Consider the following 14,423-nt stretch of genomic DNA (forward strand, 5'->3'; position numbering starts at 1 on the left):
ATCGAAAAAATCATAAATTTCTCAGACAGCCTGCCTGAAATCCGCTATAATTTTCCAATTATATCGGTGCATTACGCACCGCTTTTTATTTTTATCAACACGAGAAACTATGTTCCAAAATAACCCCCTATTAGCTCAATTAAAACAACAGATTGAAGCAAGCAAAGAATATGTTGAAGGCGTTGTAAAAACGTCAGATAAAAGTTATGGCTTTTTAGAATGTGAGAAAAATAGCTATTTCATTCCTCCTGCAGAAATGAAAAAAGTGATGCACGGCGACAAAGTCAAAGCCGTTGTAAAGCGTGACAGAGATAAAGAGCAAGTTGAAATTGACTCGTTATTAGAGCCAATGTTAGAACGTTTTATCGCTCAAGTGCGTTTTAACAAAGACGGGAAATTGCAATTAGCCGTTGATCACCCAAGTATCAATAACTTTATTCCAGCCAATACGCAGAAAAAAGTCACAGAAACCCTTGAAAATGGCGACTGGGTGGTGGCACAGTTGAAAACACACCCTCTTCGTGATGATCGCTTTTTCTTTGCTCAAGTCACGCAATTTATCTGTAAAGCGGACGATAATTTCGCGCCGTGGTGGGTAACTTTAGCTCGCCACGAACAGCCTCGTGAACCTGTTGCGAATGAAAAAAGCTATGCGCTACACGATCAGATTGAGCGAGAAGATCTCACTCATCTCTATTTTACAACCATTGACAGTGCCAGCACTAAAGATATGGACGATGCGTTATATGTTGAGCCGATTAGCGAAAACGGTACGCAAACAGGCTGGCGTTTAGTCGTTGCAATTGCCGATCCGACCGCTTACATTCCTGAGCAATCCGCGATTGAAAAAGCGGCTCGCCAACGCTGTTTCACCAACTACCTCCCTGGTTTTAACATTCCGATGTTGCCACGGGAGCTGTCCGATGATCTTTGCTCTCTCGTGCCGAATGAAAAACGCCCTGCGTTAGTCGGCTATATTGAAACAGATTTAAGCGGTAATGTGGTAGGTGAAGCTCGCTTTGTGTCAGCTTGGGTTCAATCTAAAGCTCGTTTGGTCTATGACGAAGTGTCTGATTATCTCGAAAAAGTCGAAAATCACTGGACACCAGACTATGCAGAAACCGCACAGCAAATCGACTGGTTGTATCAATTTACCCTTGCTCGTATCGACTGGCGTAGCAAAAATGCATTGCTATTTAAAGAGCAAGGCGATTACAGCTTTGAGTTAGCTGAAGACGGCGCAGTCAAAGCAATTCACATTGAATATCGCCGTATCGCTAACCAAATGATCGAAGAGGCAATGATTATTGCCAACATCTGTGCCGCACAGTTTTTAGATAAATATGCACACACAGGCGTATTTAATACCCACTCAGGTTTTGATAGCAAAAACCTAGAGCCTGCTCGCAAATTCTTACTGGATACGCTTTCCAATGATGAAAATAGAGAGAGTTTATCTGAACGCTACTCCCCTGAGCGTTTAAGTACCCTTGAAGGCTATTGCGAAATGCGTCGTGATATTGAGCAATTCCCTGAAAATTTCTTAGAAATGCGGTTACGTCGCTATTTAACTTTTGCTGAATTTAAAGCAACATCAGCTCCGCATTTAGGTTTAGGTATCAGCCATTATGCAACTTGGACATCGCCAATTCGTAAATACGGCGATATGGTCAATCATCGTTTAATTAAACAAGTTCTTGCAAATCAAACAGCAAAACCTGTCGAAGAAACCGTTTTAACTCGCTTACAAGAAGCTCGTAAGCAAAATCGTATGGTTGAACGTGATATTGCCGACTGGCTCTATGCCCGTTATCTTGCGCCAATGGTAGAACAAAACGTAGAATTTGACGGCGAAATTCAAGATGTTTCTCGTGGTGGCTTGCGTGTTAAAGTCATTGAGAATGGAGCTTCGGTTTTTGTTCCATTCTCAACTCTGCATAATAACAAAGAAGAAATGTTATTTAGCCCAGAAGAGATTGCACTCTACATCAAAGGCGAGAAGGCTTACCAAATCGGGCAAGCGGTGAAAGTGAAACTTAAAGAAGTTCGTGTAGAAACAAGATCGGTTGTGGGTGACGTTTTAATCTAAATAAGATTCAAAACTATTTCCATGATTACTCTCCTCTGTCTTTTATGACACTTTTATGAACATCAGGTAAGAAAAAGTTTTACCTGATATATATTTTTAAGGGAACAAATATGTTTTATAAAACTTATTTAAAAATAATTTTACTTAGCACCCTAACATTATTTACTGCTTGTTCTACAAAAATATCCGAGCAGCCTAATACAGAAATAACAAAATTAGGAGCTAAATTTCACCAACGTAAATTTATTCCATCTAATGTACCATTAGTGAATATATCGGATATTCAGATAAATAATAACATTGTTAATCAAAAGGATTTTTTACAACAACTTGCTCATATTCAAAACCATTCAACTAACCTAATGAAGCATCATGTAAAAACATATAATAAGCTCTTTACTTGGTTATCCCATGGAGGAAAAATTAAAGATTTAAAACATTACGGAGTCCAAATTCAACAAATGCGAGGGCAGGATGGGTACCAAAATGTACTGATGACAGGCTATTATATCCCTGTAATCCCAGCAAGAATACGTCCAGAAGGTGAATTTCATCATCCTCTTTATGCAATTCCTAAAGGGAATAAGAAATACTCAAGGGCTCAAATTTACCGCGGTGCGCTGGCTGGCAAAGGTTTAGAATTGGCTTATACTAATTCAATGCTGGAAAACTTTTTGATGGAAGTACAAGGTAGTGGCTTTGTTGATATCGGTGGTGGTAGGCTACATCATTTAGCCTACGGTGATAAAAATGGCTATGCTTACACCAGTATCGGTCGTTTGTTAGTAGAAGATGGAGAAATAGCGAAAGAGAATATCTCTATTCAAGCAATTCGTAAATGGAGTAAAGAAAATCCTCACAGATTGCAGTCACTACTGGAAAGAAATAATTCTTTTGTGTACTTCCGCCGAGATCCAACACTAGAAGTAAAAGGATCAGCAAGAGTCCCATTAGTTCCTTTAGCATCAGTTGCATCAGATAAGCGCCTCATTCCAACAGGAAGTGTATTATTAATTGAGATGCCTATCCTTGATCACAATGGTAACTGGAATGGTCGCCATGAATTCCGCCTAATGGTAGCATTAGATGTTGGGGGCGCAGTGAAGGGACAACATTTCGACCTTTATCAAGGAATTGGACATCAAGCAGGACAAAAAGCAGGTCATATGAAACATTATGGCAGAGCTTGGCTACTAAATTAGGAACATAAAATTTGATTTTTATCATAAAAATAAAAAAATTATGTTTTTATGCAAATAAAATTTGGCATAGTAGACAAAAGTGTTGGTAAAAAGTGGGCTAAAGCCTTATAGTACAAGGCTTTAACTCACTTTTTGAAATATGAACAAAAAACTGTCCTTTTTGCCTTAAGAACAATATCCAAAAGTATGGAAAGAAAAATAATAGAGATACTTTTGTTCGTCCTGTCATAAAACTTTTTCTTTCACAAAGAAATTAAATCCAATAGATATTTGGACTGATTACACAATAGGAAAACAAACCTATAAAAAGTCGTTTATCATCGTGTCGTAAAAACAGAAAAAGACCTCTATTATAAGCTCGCATTGAACATACTTCGAGAAAAAGGCTATAGGATTCAATCCATTACAAATGATGGGCGTAGAGGGCTGTTAAAGGATTTATTCAATCCCCCAATTCAAATGTGCCACTTCCATATGGTCGCCATTGTGATGAGAAAATTAAGAAAAAAACATCAATCACAAGCGGGTAAAGAATTAAAGATTATTGTAAAAACGCTAAAAGAAAGCCACAAAAATGAATTTTATTTGAGATTACATCAATGGTATTTAAAACATAAAGCGTTTTTAAATGAACGGTCTGAATATCCCAATGAGAAAGGCTATTTTCCTTATAAACACCGTAATGTAAGAGGGGCTTATGCTAGTTTAAAATACTATATGAAATATTTATTCACCTTTGAAGAATATTCTCACTTAAATATAGAAAAAACAACAAATCGGTTGGAAGGGTTATTTAAAGAACTGAAGCAGAAATTATCGGTTCATAGCGGATTAACGAAAAAGCATAAGATTATGTTTATAAAGGATTTTTTAAATAAAAAGAGTTGGTGATAATTAGGGAAAATAATTAAAACCAACACTTTTGTCTACTATGCCAAACAATGCCATTGTTAAAATAACAATGGCATTGAGCATGAAATTCTAATTTATAGGTGCTAGATTACCACACAAAACCTACCCCTCCTCCAATCATAGTATCCCGCTGAGTATTACTGCTAACAGACGCTCGAATAAGCCATTTGCCATTATCAGAAATTCTGGAATAACCTATAGCATAGGCAGATTGCCCGCGATATTGTGCATTAGAAACAGAAATAGCACTTTTACCTGGTAAAGAAATTTGTGGCAAATTAGCCATCGCCCCAGCAGAAGCAATACCCGCTCTTGCATTAACATCAACACGACCAATATCTCTTGATAATTGATTAAATCCTGTATTCACAGAAGAAACCACTTTGTTGAGCTGACGCACATTCACAATATCGCCCTCAGCACTACCATCTCCAACGTTGGTAATTCTGGCACCATTCATATTTACAACTGGATTTCCTTGCTTATCTTTACCTAAAGATACTTTGGTATCGCCATTACTAATTGAAGTAATGTCGCTTAAATCTCCAGACACGCTCACATTGTAAATATTCTGACCATTTGCCCCCGTTTTTGAAGTCACTTTCACATTTTTACCCGCTTCAACCTCAGTTCTTGCGGCTGCTGCCTTAGTATTTAACTGGCTCACATTTACCGCATCAGTATCTGCTGTACCAGCCGCCACATTGGTAATTTTCGCATCATTAACATTAACTGTTTTATCTGTAGAACCTGCAGACAAGGTAATCTTAGCCCCATTCGCCTGGGTGGCGTCGTTACCATTGGCAATCGACGTAATGCCTTTTAATTCCGAATTTCCAGTTGGACCCGCAGGGTCTTGTGATCCCGTTGGACCCGTAGGTCCTTGTGGTCCCGTTGGACCCGCAGGGCCTTGTGGTCCTGCTGGACCCGTATCACCTTTGTCACCCTTAGGTCCCGTTGGACCCGCAGGTCCTGGAATACCTTGTTCACCTTTAGGACCCGGTTCACCCTTAGGTCCCGCTGGACCCGCAGGGCCAGTTTCACCTTTCTGACCTGTATCTCCTTTTGGACCCGCTTGTCCTGGATCGCCTTTTGGACCAGCAGGCCCCGTTGGACCTGTTGAACCAGCTTCGCCTTTTGGTCCTGGATCACCTTTCTCACCCTTAGGTCCAGCTGCTCCTGCCTCTCCTTTTGGTCCTGCAGGACCAGGTGTACCTCGTGGTCCAGTTGGACCTACTGGACCCGCAGGACCTACTGGACCTTGAGCACCTGCTGGACCCGCTGGACCCGCAGGGCCAGTTTCACCTTTCTGACCTGTATCTCCTTTTGGACCCGCTTGTCCTGGATCGCCTTTTGGACCAGCAGGCCCCGTTGGACCTGTTGAACCAGCTTCGCCTTTTGGTCCTGGATCACCTTTCTCACCCTTAGGTCCAGCTGCTCCTGCCTCTCCTTTTGGTCCTGCAGGACCAGGTGTACCTCGTGGTCCAGTTGGACCTACTGGACCCGCAGGACCTACTGGACCTTGAGCACCTGCTGGACCCGCTGGACCCGCAGAGCCAGTTTCTCCTCTATCGCCTTTTGGACCTTTTTCGCCACGATCTCCTTTTTCACCTTTCTTGATAATGTCATGCGAATTATCTGTATAAGTAATTTTCAAACCACCATCTGCTAGGCTTTCAGTCTTTGTAATTAACTTACCAATAATCGTAGAAATCGTAATATTTCCGTCCTTTTGTTCTAATTTAATATTATTTCCAGCGGTAAAGGTTACGGTCTTGTCCATTTTGATAAGATGTTCCGCAGGTGGATTTATTGCTTCACCCCCCATTCCCTGAGCAATTTTAAGTTTCCAACCTAAATCGTCAATCTTATCAATTTTTTTCTTCAACATATCATCTAATTTCAATGTGATGGTATCACCGCTTGCGGAAGTCTTAATCTCACCGCTTGTACCCACTACTTTCAGCGTACCACCCCAAATGCCTACCTTGCCACTACCGCCGTTATCGCTTCCTATTTGCATGGTGAGCGATTTAAGCTGTGCCACGTTTACCGCATCGGTTAATTCTTTACCAGCCGCCACATTGACGATTTGGCGTTTGATGTTGTCATTACCCACAGAAACCGCACCAATAGGAATAGGATTAGGATTGTTATCAACACTTTCTGTAGATTTAAAGCCGTTATTAGCAGTGTTTTCTCCCTTTGTCACAGAATAAGTTTGTTTTGCTCCTTCAATACCCCCTTGCGTTTCTGCTCTTGATCCATAACCCAATGCCACACCGCCACCCACGGTGACAACGGTATTATTACCAAGTGCGGTTGCTCTAGCAGCAGCATCATTTATCATGGCACTTTCACCCACAGCAACAGAGTGCGTACCACCGGCAGAGGCTTTATAACCCAAGGCAGTAGAATGACTTTTAGCACTTGCTTGGTATCCAATTGCCACTAATTGTCCATCTGTCACATTGATATTGGCACCCACAACAACAGAGTCTGCCCCTGTTGTTTTCGCAGAATTACCTATCGCAATGGAATCTGTCCCACCACCGTTCGACTCCCTACCAACAGCAACGGCGTTTTTTCCAGCAGTTGCACCACCACCAACCGCAATACCGTACTCATTGGTAGACTTACTTCTCGCACCGATAGCAATGCCTTCAACATCACTTGCAGATGCTAAAGGACCTAAAACAGTAGAACCGTCGCCCGTAGCCAAAGACAGACCCCCAATAGCAACAGAGGCTTTACCTTTCGCAGTTGTTGTGCGGCGGGAGCTTCCATTATTAGCATTATTAGCGTGATAATCCGTTTGATCTAAATCATCTCCACCGATTGATATGGAGCCATACCCCTCCGCTTTGGCATCTGCCCCAATAGCAATAGATTGTGACGCACTTGCTTTAGCAAGGTTACCTATTACAACTGTTTGAGTAGTTGTCCCTTCGGCTTGTCCGCCTAAGACAACAGATCTCCCTCCCGCTTTTGAGCTAGTCCCGATGACAACTACATTCTCCCCATTTCCTACAGTATTGTTGCCTATCGTAATAGAGTTGTTGTGTGTTCCTGTATTTGCATCATAACCTATCGCAATATTATGCCTACCTTCAGCTTTTGAATACTGACCGATAGCAATAGCACCATGCGAAGCCTTACTCCCTTGACCAATACCAATAGTACCATCGTCAGATCCATTAACCGATGCACTAGCACCACCTTGAAAATATGCAGCTGAACCTGCCGGTGGACTAAAAAATATACCTAGTAATACTAGACTTAAAAGACTTAATTTAAATTTATCTTGCTGTTTATCTAAAAAATAATCTGAGGTGCATACTTGAGCTCTTTTATCCGTGCAAGCGGATGTTTTGGTATGAGACTTTACTAACTCAGATACAACCACCCAAGCCTGTTGAGCATGACTCCAAATAACTCTAAATATTTTATTCATAATAATCTTCTCTACTGTTTTTCCTAATAAAACATCGTAAACCTTTATTTACATTTTCAGGATGCACAAATGTCCCCGCACGCTATTGTAAAAAAAAAAAAAAAAAAACAAGAGTTACACAAAACTAAGAATAAAATAACAAGAATTTTTCAACGTTTATCAATAAAAGTTAGAAATAATAGGCGGAAATCTAATGAAAGCGGTGATTTAGATAAGGTATCTATTAAAACTAATACACCAAATTCACGACCAAAGAAGGTCACGTCTGCAATAATATTGAGATAGGTTTGTTGTAAAGGAATTAATTTAGCTTTGGGGGATTTTTCAATATAACGTTGAATAGTTCTAATGGAACAGTGATATTTTTGGATATTGTTCTTAAGGCAAAAAGGACAGTTTTTTGTTCATATTTCAAAAAGTGAGCTTAAAGCCTTGTGCTATAAGGCTTTAGCCCACTTTTTACCAACACTTTTGTCTACTATGCCTAAAATTTGAAAAACTCAAAAAATTGATGTAATCTTACAGCAACAAAAATAAGTGTTATGTCCAATAACCCAAATCACAAATTTGCTTTCCGAGTAGCCCCTGTTATAGGGGCTTTTTTTATGTTTTTCAATTTACTTTATGAGACTTTTTCCATTTCCAAAATACAATGGCTACGCCAATCAATAACATAAGCCAAATTGCCATCTGTCCTTTTTGAATTTGTTGATGTAGCCAGTCTAGGTTCTTTGCACCGAAGTCCCCTAAATAGACCCAAATTGGTACAGAAATAATGGCAGCAAAGAAATCCACTAACACAAAGCGAGTAAAGGTTACTCGGCGTGTGATACCCGAAACCAGATACACCACAGCACGAAGACCAGGTAAAAAACGTGCTACAAAAAGCAATTTCCAGCCCTGTTTTTCAAAGCGTTCCTGTACTGTTGCGAAGCGTTCTGGGGTTGCAATACGGCGAATAAGAGGAAATTGCAAAATCTTCTCGCCGTAAATACGACCCAACCAGTACATGGTACTGTCGCCCACTAATACGCCCAGCATACTGACAAACAACATCCAATGAACATTGGTGTATCCTAAACCAGAAATCACCCCACCAGACACTAATGTGATATCTTCAGGAATAGGCAAACCAAAGCCACAGGCGAGTAAGACTAGAAATACTGCCCAATAACCATAGCTACTGAAAAACTCAATTAATAGTTCCATTTTAACGTCCTTATTGATTTAGGTTGCGAACCGAACTACGCACCACTAATTCTGGATAAAATTCCAATACTTTAGGAGTAACAGGCTCAGACGGTTGCTCATTATGCTGTTGAATACGCTCTAATAAGGTATCAATTGCCATTTGCCCTAAGCGTGTTTTAGATTGATGAATGGTTGTCAAAGGCGGTGCATAGAAACGTGAACTATGGATATTGTCATAGCCAATCACGGAAATATCCTGCGGAACAGAAAGCCCTTTTTCTGTAATGGCTGAAATCACACCTAACGCCATTGCGTCACAACCACAGATCACAGCGGTGGGTAACTTATCCTGATTGAGCAAATTATTCATACTTTCGTAACCGCCTTCAGGCTGAAAGTCATTTTCAAAAATCCACTCTTTGCGGATCAATAGACCTGCTTCCGTCATTGCTTTGACAAAACCATCATAACGGGCTTTGGCGGTTGTTTTATAAAGATAACCCGCAATAATCGCAATATCACGATGTCCGTTGTCAATTAAATGTTTGGTTGCCATATAACCACCATCAAGGCAGTGGTCTATAATACGGTCACTCTTACCATCATTCGGGCCCCAATCCATAACCACCATCGGCACATTCGTACCATTAAATAACGCCAAGGAATTTTCCGTATATTCGGAACACATTACCAAAATGCCATCAACCCGTTTTTTAATTAACATATCTAAATGGTTTTGCACTTTTTCCGCATCATTTTGAGTATTACATAAAAAGAGTGAATAACCTTGACGATAGCAGTATTCCTCAACGGCAAGCACAATTTCCGCAAAGTACGGGGCTTCGCTCGTTGTAATAATCATACCGATTGATTTTGTTGTATTCACTTTTAAGCTTCGAGCAACGGCACTAGGCGAGTAATTTAGGCTGGCAATCGCTTCCCACACAGCTTTTGTTGTATCTTCTGCAACAAAGCGAGTTTTATTAATAACGTGAGAAACAGTAGTAGTTGAAACCCCAACCAATTTAGCAACATCTTTGATGGTAGCCATGGATATTCCTCCTAATAAAAATTGGGTTCTATTATAACGAAAATTTTCTAAAAATTACTGAATTTAATCTTTATATACGTACTAAAATACAGGAAATATAACAACCCGATGAGTTAAAAGAATAAATGTCTATTCGCCACTAACTGCTCACGGGTCAAACTAAACACCCCTAATCCGCCATTTTTAAATTCAAGCCAGTGGAATGGCACGCTTGGGAATTGTTCAATTAAATGTACCATACTGTTACCCACTTCGCAGACTAATACACCGTTATCGGATAAGAAATCTGCCGCTTGAGCTAAAATGCGTTTGGTAATATCCAAGCCATCCGCCCCCGAACCTAATGCCATTTCGGGTTCGTGGTGAAATTCTTCTGGCATATCGTCTAAGTCTTCTTGATCAACATAAGGCGGATTGGTCACGATTAAATCATAGCGATCTTGTGGTAGATCGTCGAACAGATCTGATTGGAATGGGAATACCCGATGAGCCATATTGTGTCGTTCAATATTGATTTCAGCTACATTTAACGCATCAACAGAGAGATCAACTGCATCAATTTCCGCATTCGGAAATTTGTCGGCACAAGCAATCGCAATACAGCCACTTCCTGTACACATATCTAAAATACGTTTTGGTTCAGCTCGTAAGATCCCCGTAAAACCCTGTTGAATTAATTCACCAATAGGGGAACGTGGCACTATCACTCGTTCATCAACGTAAAACTCTAAGCCAGAGAACCACGCAGAATTTGTTAAGTAAGCAACGGGTTTGCGTAAGCCTAAACGTTGCTCGACCATTTCAACAATACGTTCTTTTTCTACACGGGTTAAGCGTGAAGCATAGAGTGTTTCTGGCACGTCCATTGGCAATGCAAGGGCGGTTAAAACCAGTTGATTGGCTTCGTCCCACGCATTGTCGTGTCCGTGTCCGTAATAGAGATCAGAGGCGTTAAAATAGCTGTATGCCCAACGCATCATATCTAAAATAGTAGCGAGATCGTCAGCGACAGGCGATGAAGCGATTTCATCAAGAAGTTCAAGGTTATGTTCGTACATATTTAATACCTATTTTGAAAAATTGCCGTTTTATACCATATTTCCCTTTGTGTTAGAATGGGCTGATTAATTTAAAAGGAAAGATTATGTTAGAAAATGATGAATTGGCTTTGTTTCGAGAAGCGATTAAGGGAACAAAGAAAATCAAACAAGATACTTTTGTTCCTAAAGTTGAGCCGCGTAAAAAAATCAATGAGATCCGAGAATTAAAAGAAAAAGCGGATACATTGTTCTATTTTTCCGATGAATATGAGCCGTTATTAACTGAAGAAAATGATAAAGTGAAATACCGTCGGGAAGATGTTGATCCTTATATTTTAAAACAGCTTCGTCGTGGTGACTTTCACCCTGAACTCTTTTTAGATTTACACGGTTTAACCAAAGAAAATGCCAAAAAAGAGCTGGCGAGTTTAATTTTAGCTTGTGAGCGAGAAGGGATTTATTGTGCCAGCATTATGACAGGCTATGGCACAAGGGCGTTGAAATACCAAATCCCCCGTTGGCTTGTTCAACACCCGAAAGTGATTGCGTTACATCAAGCGCCAAGAGAATGGGGCGGTAACTCCGCCATTCTAATTTTAATTGAGCAACCAGAAAAATTAGATAAAAAACGATAAGAAGCTGTCTTTTTACCCTAAGAATATTCCAATAAAGGCATAGAGACAAAATTAAAGGAACCTGATATGGATCTGCACCCCAAAGAGGTTTGGCTTTACCAATTAACTAAGGTGCAGAATAGAAACCTAAGCAATATACCTCTAACCAGCAACAGTAGGTAAAATACCGTTTTGCATTAGGAATGGGATAACAATAATCACAATACCCATAATGAAAGCCAAAATTAAACCGATCGAACCGCCTGCTACACGGTAAGGTAAGTTAGGGTGTGCTTGGCGAGCTTTCCACACTAAACCGATAGGTAAAATTAATCCGTAGAAAGCAAAGAGTAAACCTGCATAACCTAAGGCTGCAATAAAGCCATTTGGATAGAATAAGGCAAATGCAAGCGGTGGGATAAAGGTTAAAGGTGTTAAAATCGCTCGATTTGCTGGCAAGTTTACACGTTTTAGTAAATCGCCAACCCCTTCAAAAATACCCATTGCTCCCCCTAAGAAGGAGGTGATTAAAGCCAACGCTGAGAAAATACGCACCATCTCGCCTAAAATGGTACTGCCTGTAATTTGACTTGTTGCTTTAACTAAGCCATTTAGGGTTGGATCTTGGTTTAATAAGGTGACAAATTCGCCTTGGCTTAATACGCCGTGTGTTGCTAATTGCCATAGTAAATAAGCACCGAGAGGGATCACTGTACCGATAATCACCGCAATTCTAATTTTACGAATATCCGCATCAAGGTAGCTATTGATACTACCCATAATAACGTGGAAGCCGTAAGAGGTGAAGAAAATCGGGATCGCTGAAATAACTAATAAGTTATCTAGTGGCACTGCTGTTAAGTTTTCTAATTTTGCTTTTGGAAACATCATTAACAGCACAAATACAAATGCAACGATTTTACCGATAAAAAGGACACGAGTTAAACCGTCTACCCCTTTAATGCCTACGACAACAAACGCACCTAAAATAAAGGTGAAAAGCAAAATGCCGACTTTTAAGGTGGTATCACCTTCTCCCATTTCAGGTAATAATCCTGAAACAAGAGAGCCACCGCCTGTAATGTAGGCAGCTAAAAGTGCATAAAGTAGCACAAGTAGGCTCACTGTCGCTAATACGCGACCAGGCATTCCAAAATACTGTTCAGCAAGGGTTGCTACCCCAACGTCTTGCTGTGCAGCGGTCTGATAGACTTCCATAAACAGTAATCCAGTGTAGGTGAGAAGCAACCATAATCCCACTAACAATACCAACGTCATTCCAAAGCCCATTCCTGCGGAAGTTAATGGCATTGCTAACATTCCTGCCCCAATGGTTGTGCCTGCAATCATTAAGGCACTGCCTAAAATTTTATTTTTCATAAAAACTCCTGAAATAAAAATCCTAGGCATTCTAGCAAAACAAAATCAAAACGTAACGAAAAATTCTCAATGTAAAAAAATAATTACACTCAGTGTATTTTTTCATAATGCAAAATGACTTAATTTTTGTACTTGCTATTCAACAAATTATCCAACCACTTTTGGTAGCCATCCACTTTCAATCAAAAATGGTACCATCACGATAAATACCCCAATAACTAAAGCGAGTAATAGGGAAATAGAACCACCTTTTACTTGATATGGTAAATTTAGATTTTGACGACGTAATTTCCAAACCATTGCAATTGGTAACACAATCGCATAGAAAGCAAACATTTGCCCAGCATAGCCTAGAGCTGCAATAAAGCCTTGTGGATAGAAGAAGGCAAATAACATTGGCGGAATAAAGGTTAATGCACCTAAACTCACTCTTCCTGCATTTATATTTACACGTTTTAAAAGATCTTCTAATGCTTCAAATAGACCAAGTGCCACACCTAAGAATGAAGTGATCAAAGCTAATACCGAGAAAATTCGCACCATTGCACCAATAATTGAACTACCTGTAATTTGTCTAGCCGCTTCAGCCAAACCGTTTAATGTCGGATCTTTTTCTAAAATTTGTAAAAATTCTGTTTGAGTTAATACGCCGTGCGTTGCCAATTGCCATAAAATGTAGGCAACTAACGGAATGGATGTACCCACAACAATAGAAATACGCAACGCTTTCACATTGCCTTCTAAATATTTGTTCAAACTTGGAATTGAACCGTGGAAACCAAATGCGGTAAAGAAAATTGGACTTGCTGAAATTAACAGTGCATTATCAATAGGCATTGCCATTAAGTTATCAATAGACACTTTTGGCAACAGTAAGAATAACACCAAGATAAAAGCGAGGATTTTCGTGGTAAATAATAAACGATTTACCGCATCAACACTGGTCGTACCTAAAATAATAAATATCCCAAATACCACGGTAAAAATTACACCTGAAATACGTGTAGTAGTTTCGGCATCAATAATTGTCGGTAAAAAGGCGGCAAGAATCGAGCTTCCGCCTGATACATAAGCGGATAAAATAGCGTAAAGAAATACAATTAAAACGGTTGTTGAAACTATACGCCCGAAAGGGCCATAATATTTTTCTGCCAAAGTACCAAGCCCTGCGTCACTGTCCACAGTTTGATACACTTCAACGAATAATAAGGCACTAAAGCAAAGTAACAACCAAAGTGCAACCAAAAGTAAAAATGTAAAACCAAAGCCGATACCTGCCGATGTCAAAGGCATAGCAAGCATTCCAGCCCCGATTGTCGTACCTGCAACAATTAAGGTACTTCCTAATGTTTTGTTTTTCATACAATTACCTGTCAATAAAAATGAACACGCATATTTTAATTAAAATACAGAATTTAGCTAGAAAAATCACACGGAATAGAAAAATATTTCTAAATAGTAAACTTTCTTTTACAAAAAACATGCTATCT

Annotated in this window: 10 protein-coding genes; 4 read left to right on the plus strand and 6 right to left on the minus strand. The window is 39.9% G+C overall.

Going from position 1 to position 14,423, the window contains the following annotated elements; genetic code table 11:
* Positions 1–109 precede the first annotated feature (109 nt).
* The 3 genes from J1G47_RS06670 (at position 110) to J1G47_RS06680 (ending at position 4,182) form a co-directional block, all read left to right on the plus strand.
* The gene (locus J1G47_RS06670) at positions 110–2,089 is read left to right on the plus strand and encodes an exoribonuclease II (RefSeq protein ID WP_207326526.1); all 1,980 of its coding nucleotides are present in this window, start codon (positions 110–112) and stop codon (positions 2,087–2,089) included.
* Between the two features lie 110 nt (positions 2,090–2,199).
* Positions 2,200–3,291, plus strand: coding sequence for a murein transglycosylase A (gene mltA / locus J1G47_RS06675; protein ID WP_207326527.1), 1,092 nt, complete (start codon positions 2,200–2,202; stop codon positions 3,289–3,291).
* A gap of 363 nt (positions 3,292–3,654) precedes the next feature.
* Positions 3,655–4,182: an IS256 family transposase, variant Zn-binding type gene (locus J1G47_RS06680; protein WP_234924149.1), complete on the plus strand. Its 528-nt coding sequence runs from the start codon at positions 3,655–3,657 to the stop codon at positions 4,180–4,182.
* Between the two features lie 109 nt (positions 4,183–4,291).
* Here J1G47_RS06680 and J1G47_RS06685 read toward each other — a convergent pair whose 3' ends face one another.
* The 4 genes from J1G47_RS06685 to prmB all read right to left on the minus strand — a co-directional run bounded on the left by J1G47_RS06685 (position 4,292) and on the right by prmB (position 10,957).
* The gene (locus J1G47_RS06685; RefSeq protein WP_207326528.1) at positions 4,292–7,657 is read right to left on the minus strand and encodes an ESPR-type extended signal peptide-containing protein; all 3,366 of its coding nucleotides are present in this window, start codon (positions 7,655–7,657) and stop codon (positions 4,292–4,294) included.
* Positions 7,658–8,269: 612 nt separating this feature from the next.
* Positions 8,270–8,866: a DedA family protein gene (locus J1G47_RS06690; protein WP_005714340.1), complete on the minus strand. Its 597-nt coding sequence runs from the start codon at positions 8,864–8,866 to the stop codon at positions 8,270–8,272.
* 10 nt (positions 8,867–8,876) lie between these two features.
* A complete protein-coding gene (gene purR, locus J1G47_RS06695) occupies positions 8,877–9,899 on the minus strand; it encodes an HTH-type transcriptional repressor PurR (RefSeq protein WP_005714341.1) in 1,023 nt (340 codons plus the stop codon).
* Positions 9,900–10,012: 113 nt separating this feature from the next.
* The gene (prmB, locus tag J1G47_RS06700; RefSeq protein ID WP_010786764.1) at positions 10,013–10,957 is read right to left on the minus strand and encodes a 50S ribosomal protein L3 N(5)-glutamine methyltransferase; all 945 of its coding nucleotides are present in this window, start codon (positions 10,955–10,957) and stop codon (positions 10,013–10,015) included.
* An 86-nt stretch (positions 10,958–11,043) separates the two neighbouring features.
* On the opposite strand from prmB, the gene smrB reads away from it, so the two are divergent.
* On the plus strand, positions 11,044–11,574 hold the full coding sequence (gene smrB / locus J1G47_RS06705) for an endonuclease SmrB (RefSeq protein ID WP_005714346.1): 531 nt from the start codon (positions 11,044–11,046) through the stop codon (positions 11,572–11,574).
* A 141-nt stretch (positions 11,575–11,715) separates the two neighbouring features.
* Here smrB and J1G47_RS06710 read toward each other — a convergent pair whose 3' ends face one another.
* Together J1G47_RS06710 and J1G47_RS06715 are read right to left on the minus strand one after the other, a co-directional pair.
* Positions 11,716–12,933, minus strand: a complete 1,218-nt coding sequence (locus J1G47_RS06710) for an aromatic amino acid transport family protein (RefSeq protein ID WP_010786763.1) — start codon at positions 12,931–12,933, stop codon at positions 11,716–11,718.
* Positions 12,934–13,080: 147 nt separating this feature from the next.
* Positions 13,081–14,295: an aromatic amino acid transport family protein gene (locus tag J1G47_RS06715; RefSeq protein WP_010786762.1), complete on the minus strand. Its 1,215-nt coding sequence runs from the start codon at positions 14,293–14,295 to the stop codon at positions 13,081–13,083.
* Positions 14,296–14,423: the final 128 nt, after the last annotated feature.

The sequence above is a fragment of the Glaesserella parasuis genome (assembly GCF_017352235.1).
GTDB classification, from domain to species: Bacteria; Pseudomonadota; Gammaproteobacteria; order Enterobacterales; family Pasteurellaceae; genus Glaesserella; species Glaesserella parasuis.

Bases quoted from the DNA above. Each gene is read 5' to 3' on its own strand.
- J1G47_RS06670 (WP_207326526.1), top strand. From the start codon at position 110: ATGTTCCAAAATAACCCCCTATTAGCTCAATTAAAACAACAGATTGAA.
- J1G47_RS06685 (WP_207326528.1), bottom strand. From the start codon at position 7,657: ATGAATAAAATATTTAGAGTTATTTGGAGTCATGCTCAACAGGCTTGG.
- J1G47_RS06715 (WP_010786762.1), bottom strand. From the start codon at position 14,295: ATGAAAAACAAAACATTAGGAAGTACCTTAATTGTTGCAGGTACGACA.
- mltA (WP_207326527.1), top strand. From the start codon at position 2,200: ATGTTTTATAAAACTTATTTAAAAATAATTTTACTTAGCACCCTAACA.
- smrB (WP_005714346.1), top strand. From the start codon at position 11,044: ATGTTAGAAAATGATGAATTGGCTTTGTTTCGAGAAGCGATTAAGGGA.
- J1G47_RS06690 (WP_005714340.1), bottom strand. From the start codon at position 8,866: ATGGAACTATTAATTGAGTTTTTCAGTAGCTATGGTTATTGGGCAGTA.
- prmB (WP_010786764.1), bottom strand. From the start codon at position 10,957: ATGTACGAACATAACCTTGAACTTCTTGATGAAATCGCTTCATCGCCT.
- purR (WP_005714341.1), bottom strand. From the start codon at position 9,899: ATGGCTACCATCAAAGATGTTGCTAAATTGGTTGGGGTTTCAACTACT.
- J1G47_RS06710 (WP_010786763.1), bottom strand. From the start codon at position 12,933: ATGAAAAATAAAATTTTAGGCAGTGCCTTAATGATTGCAGGCACAACC.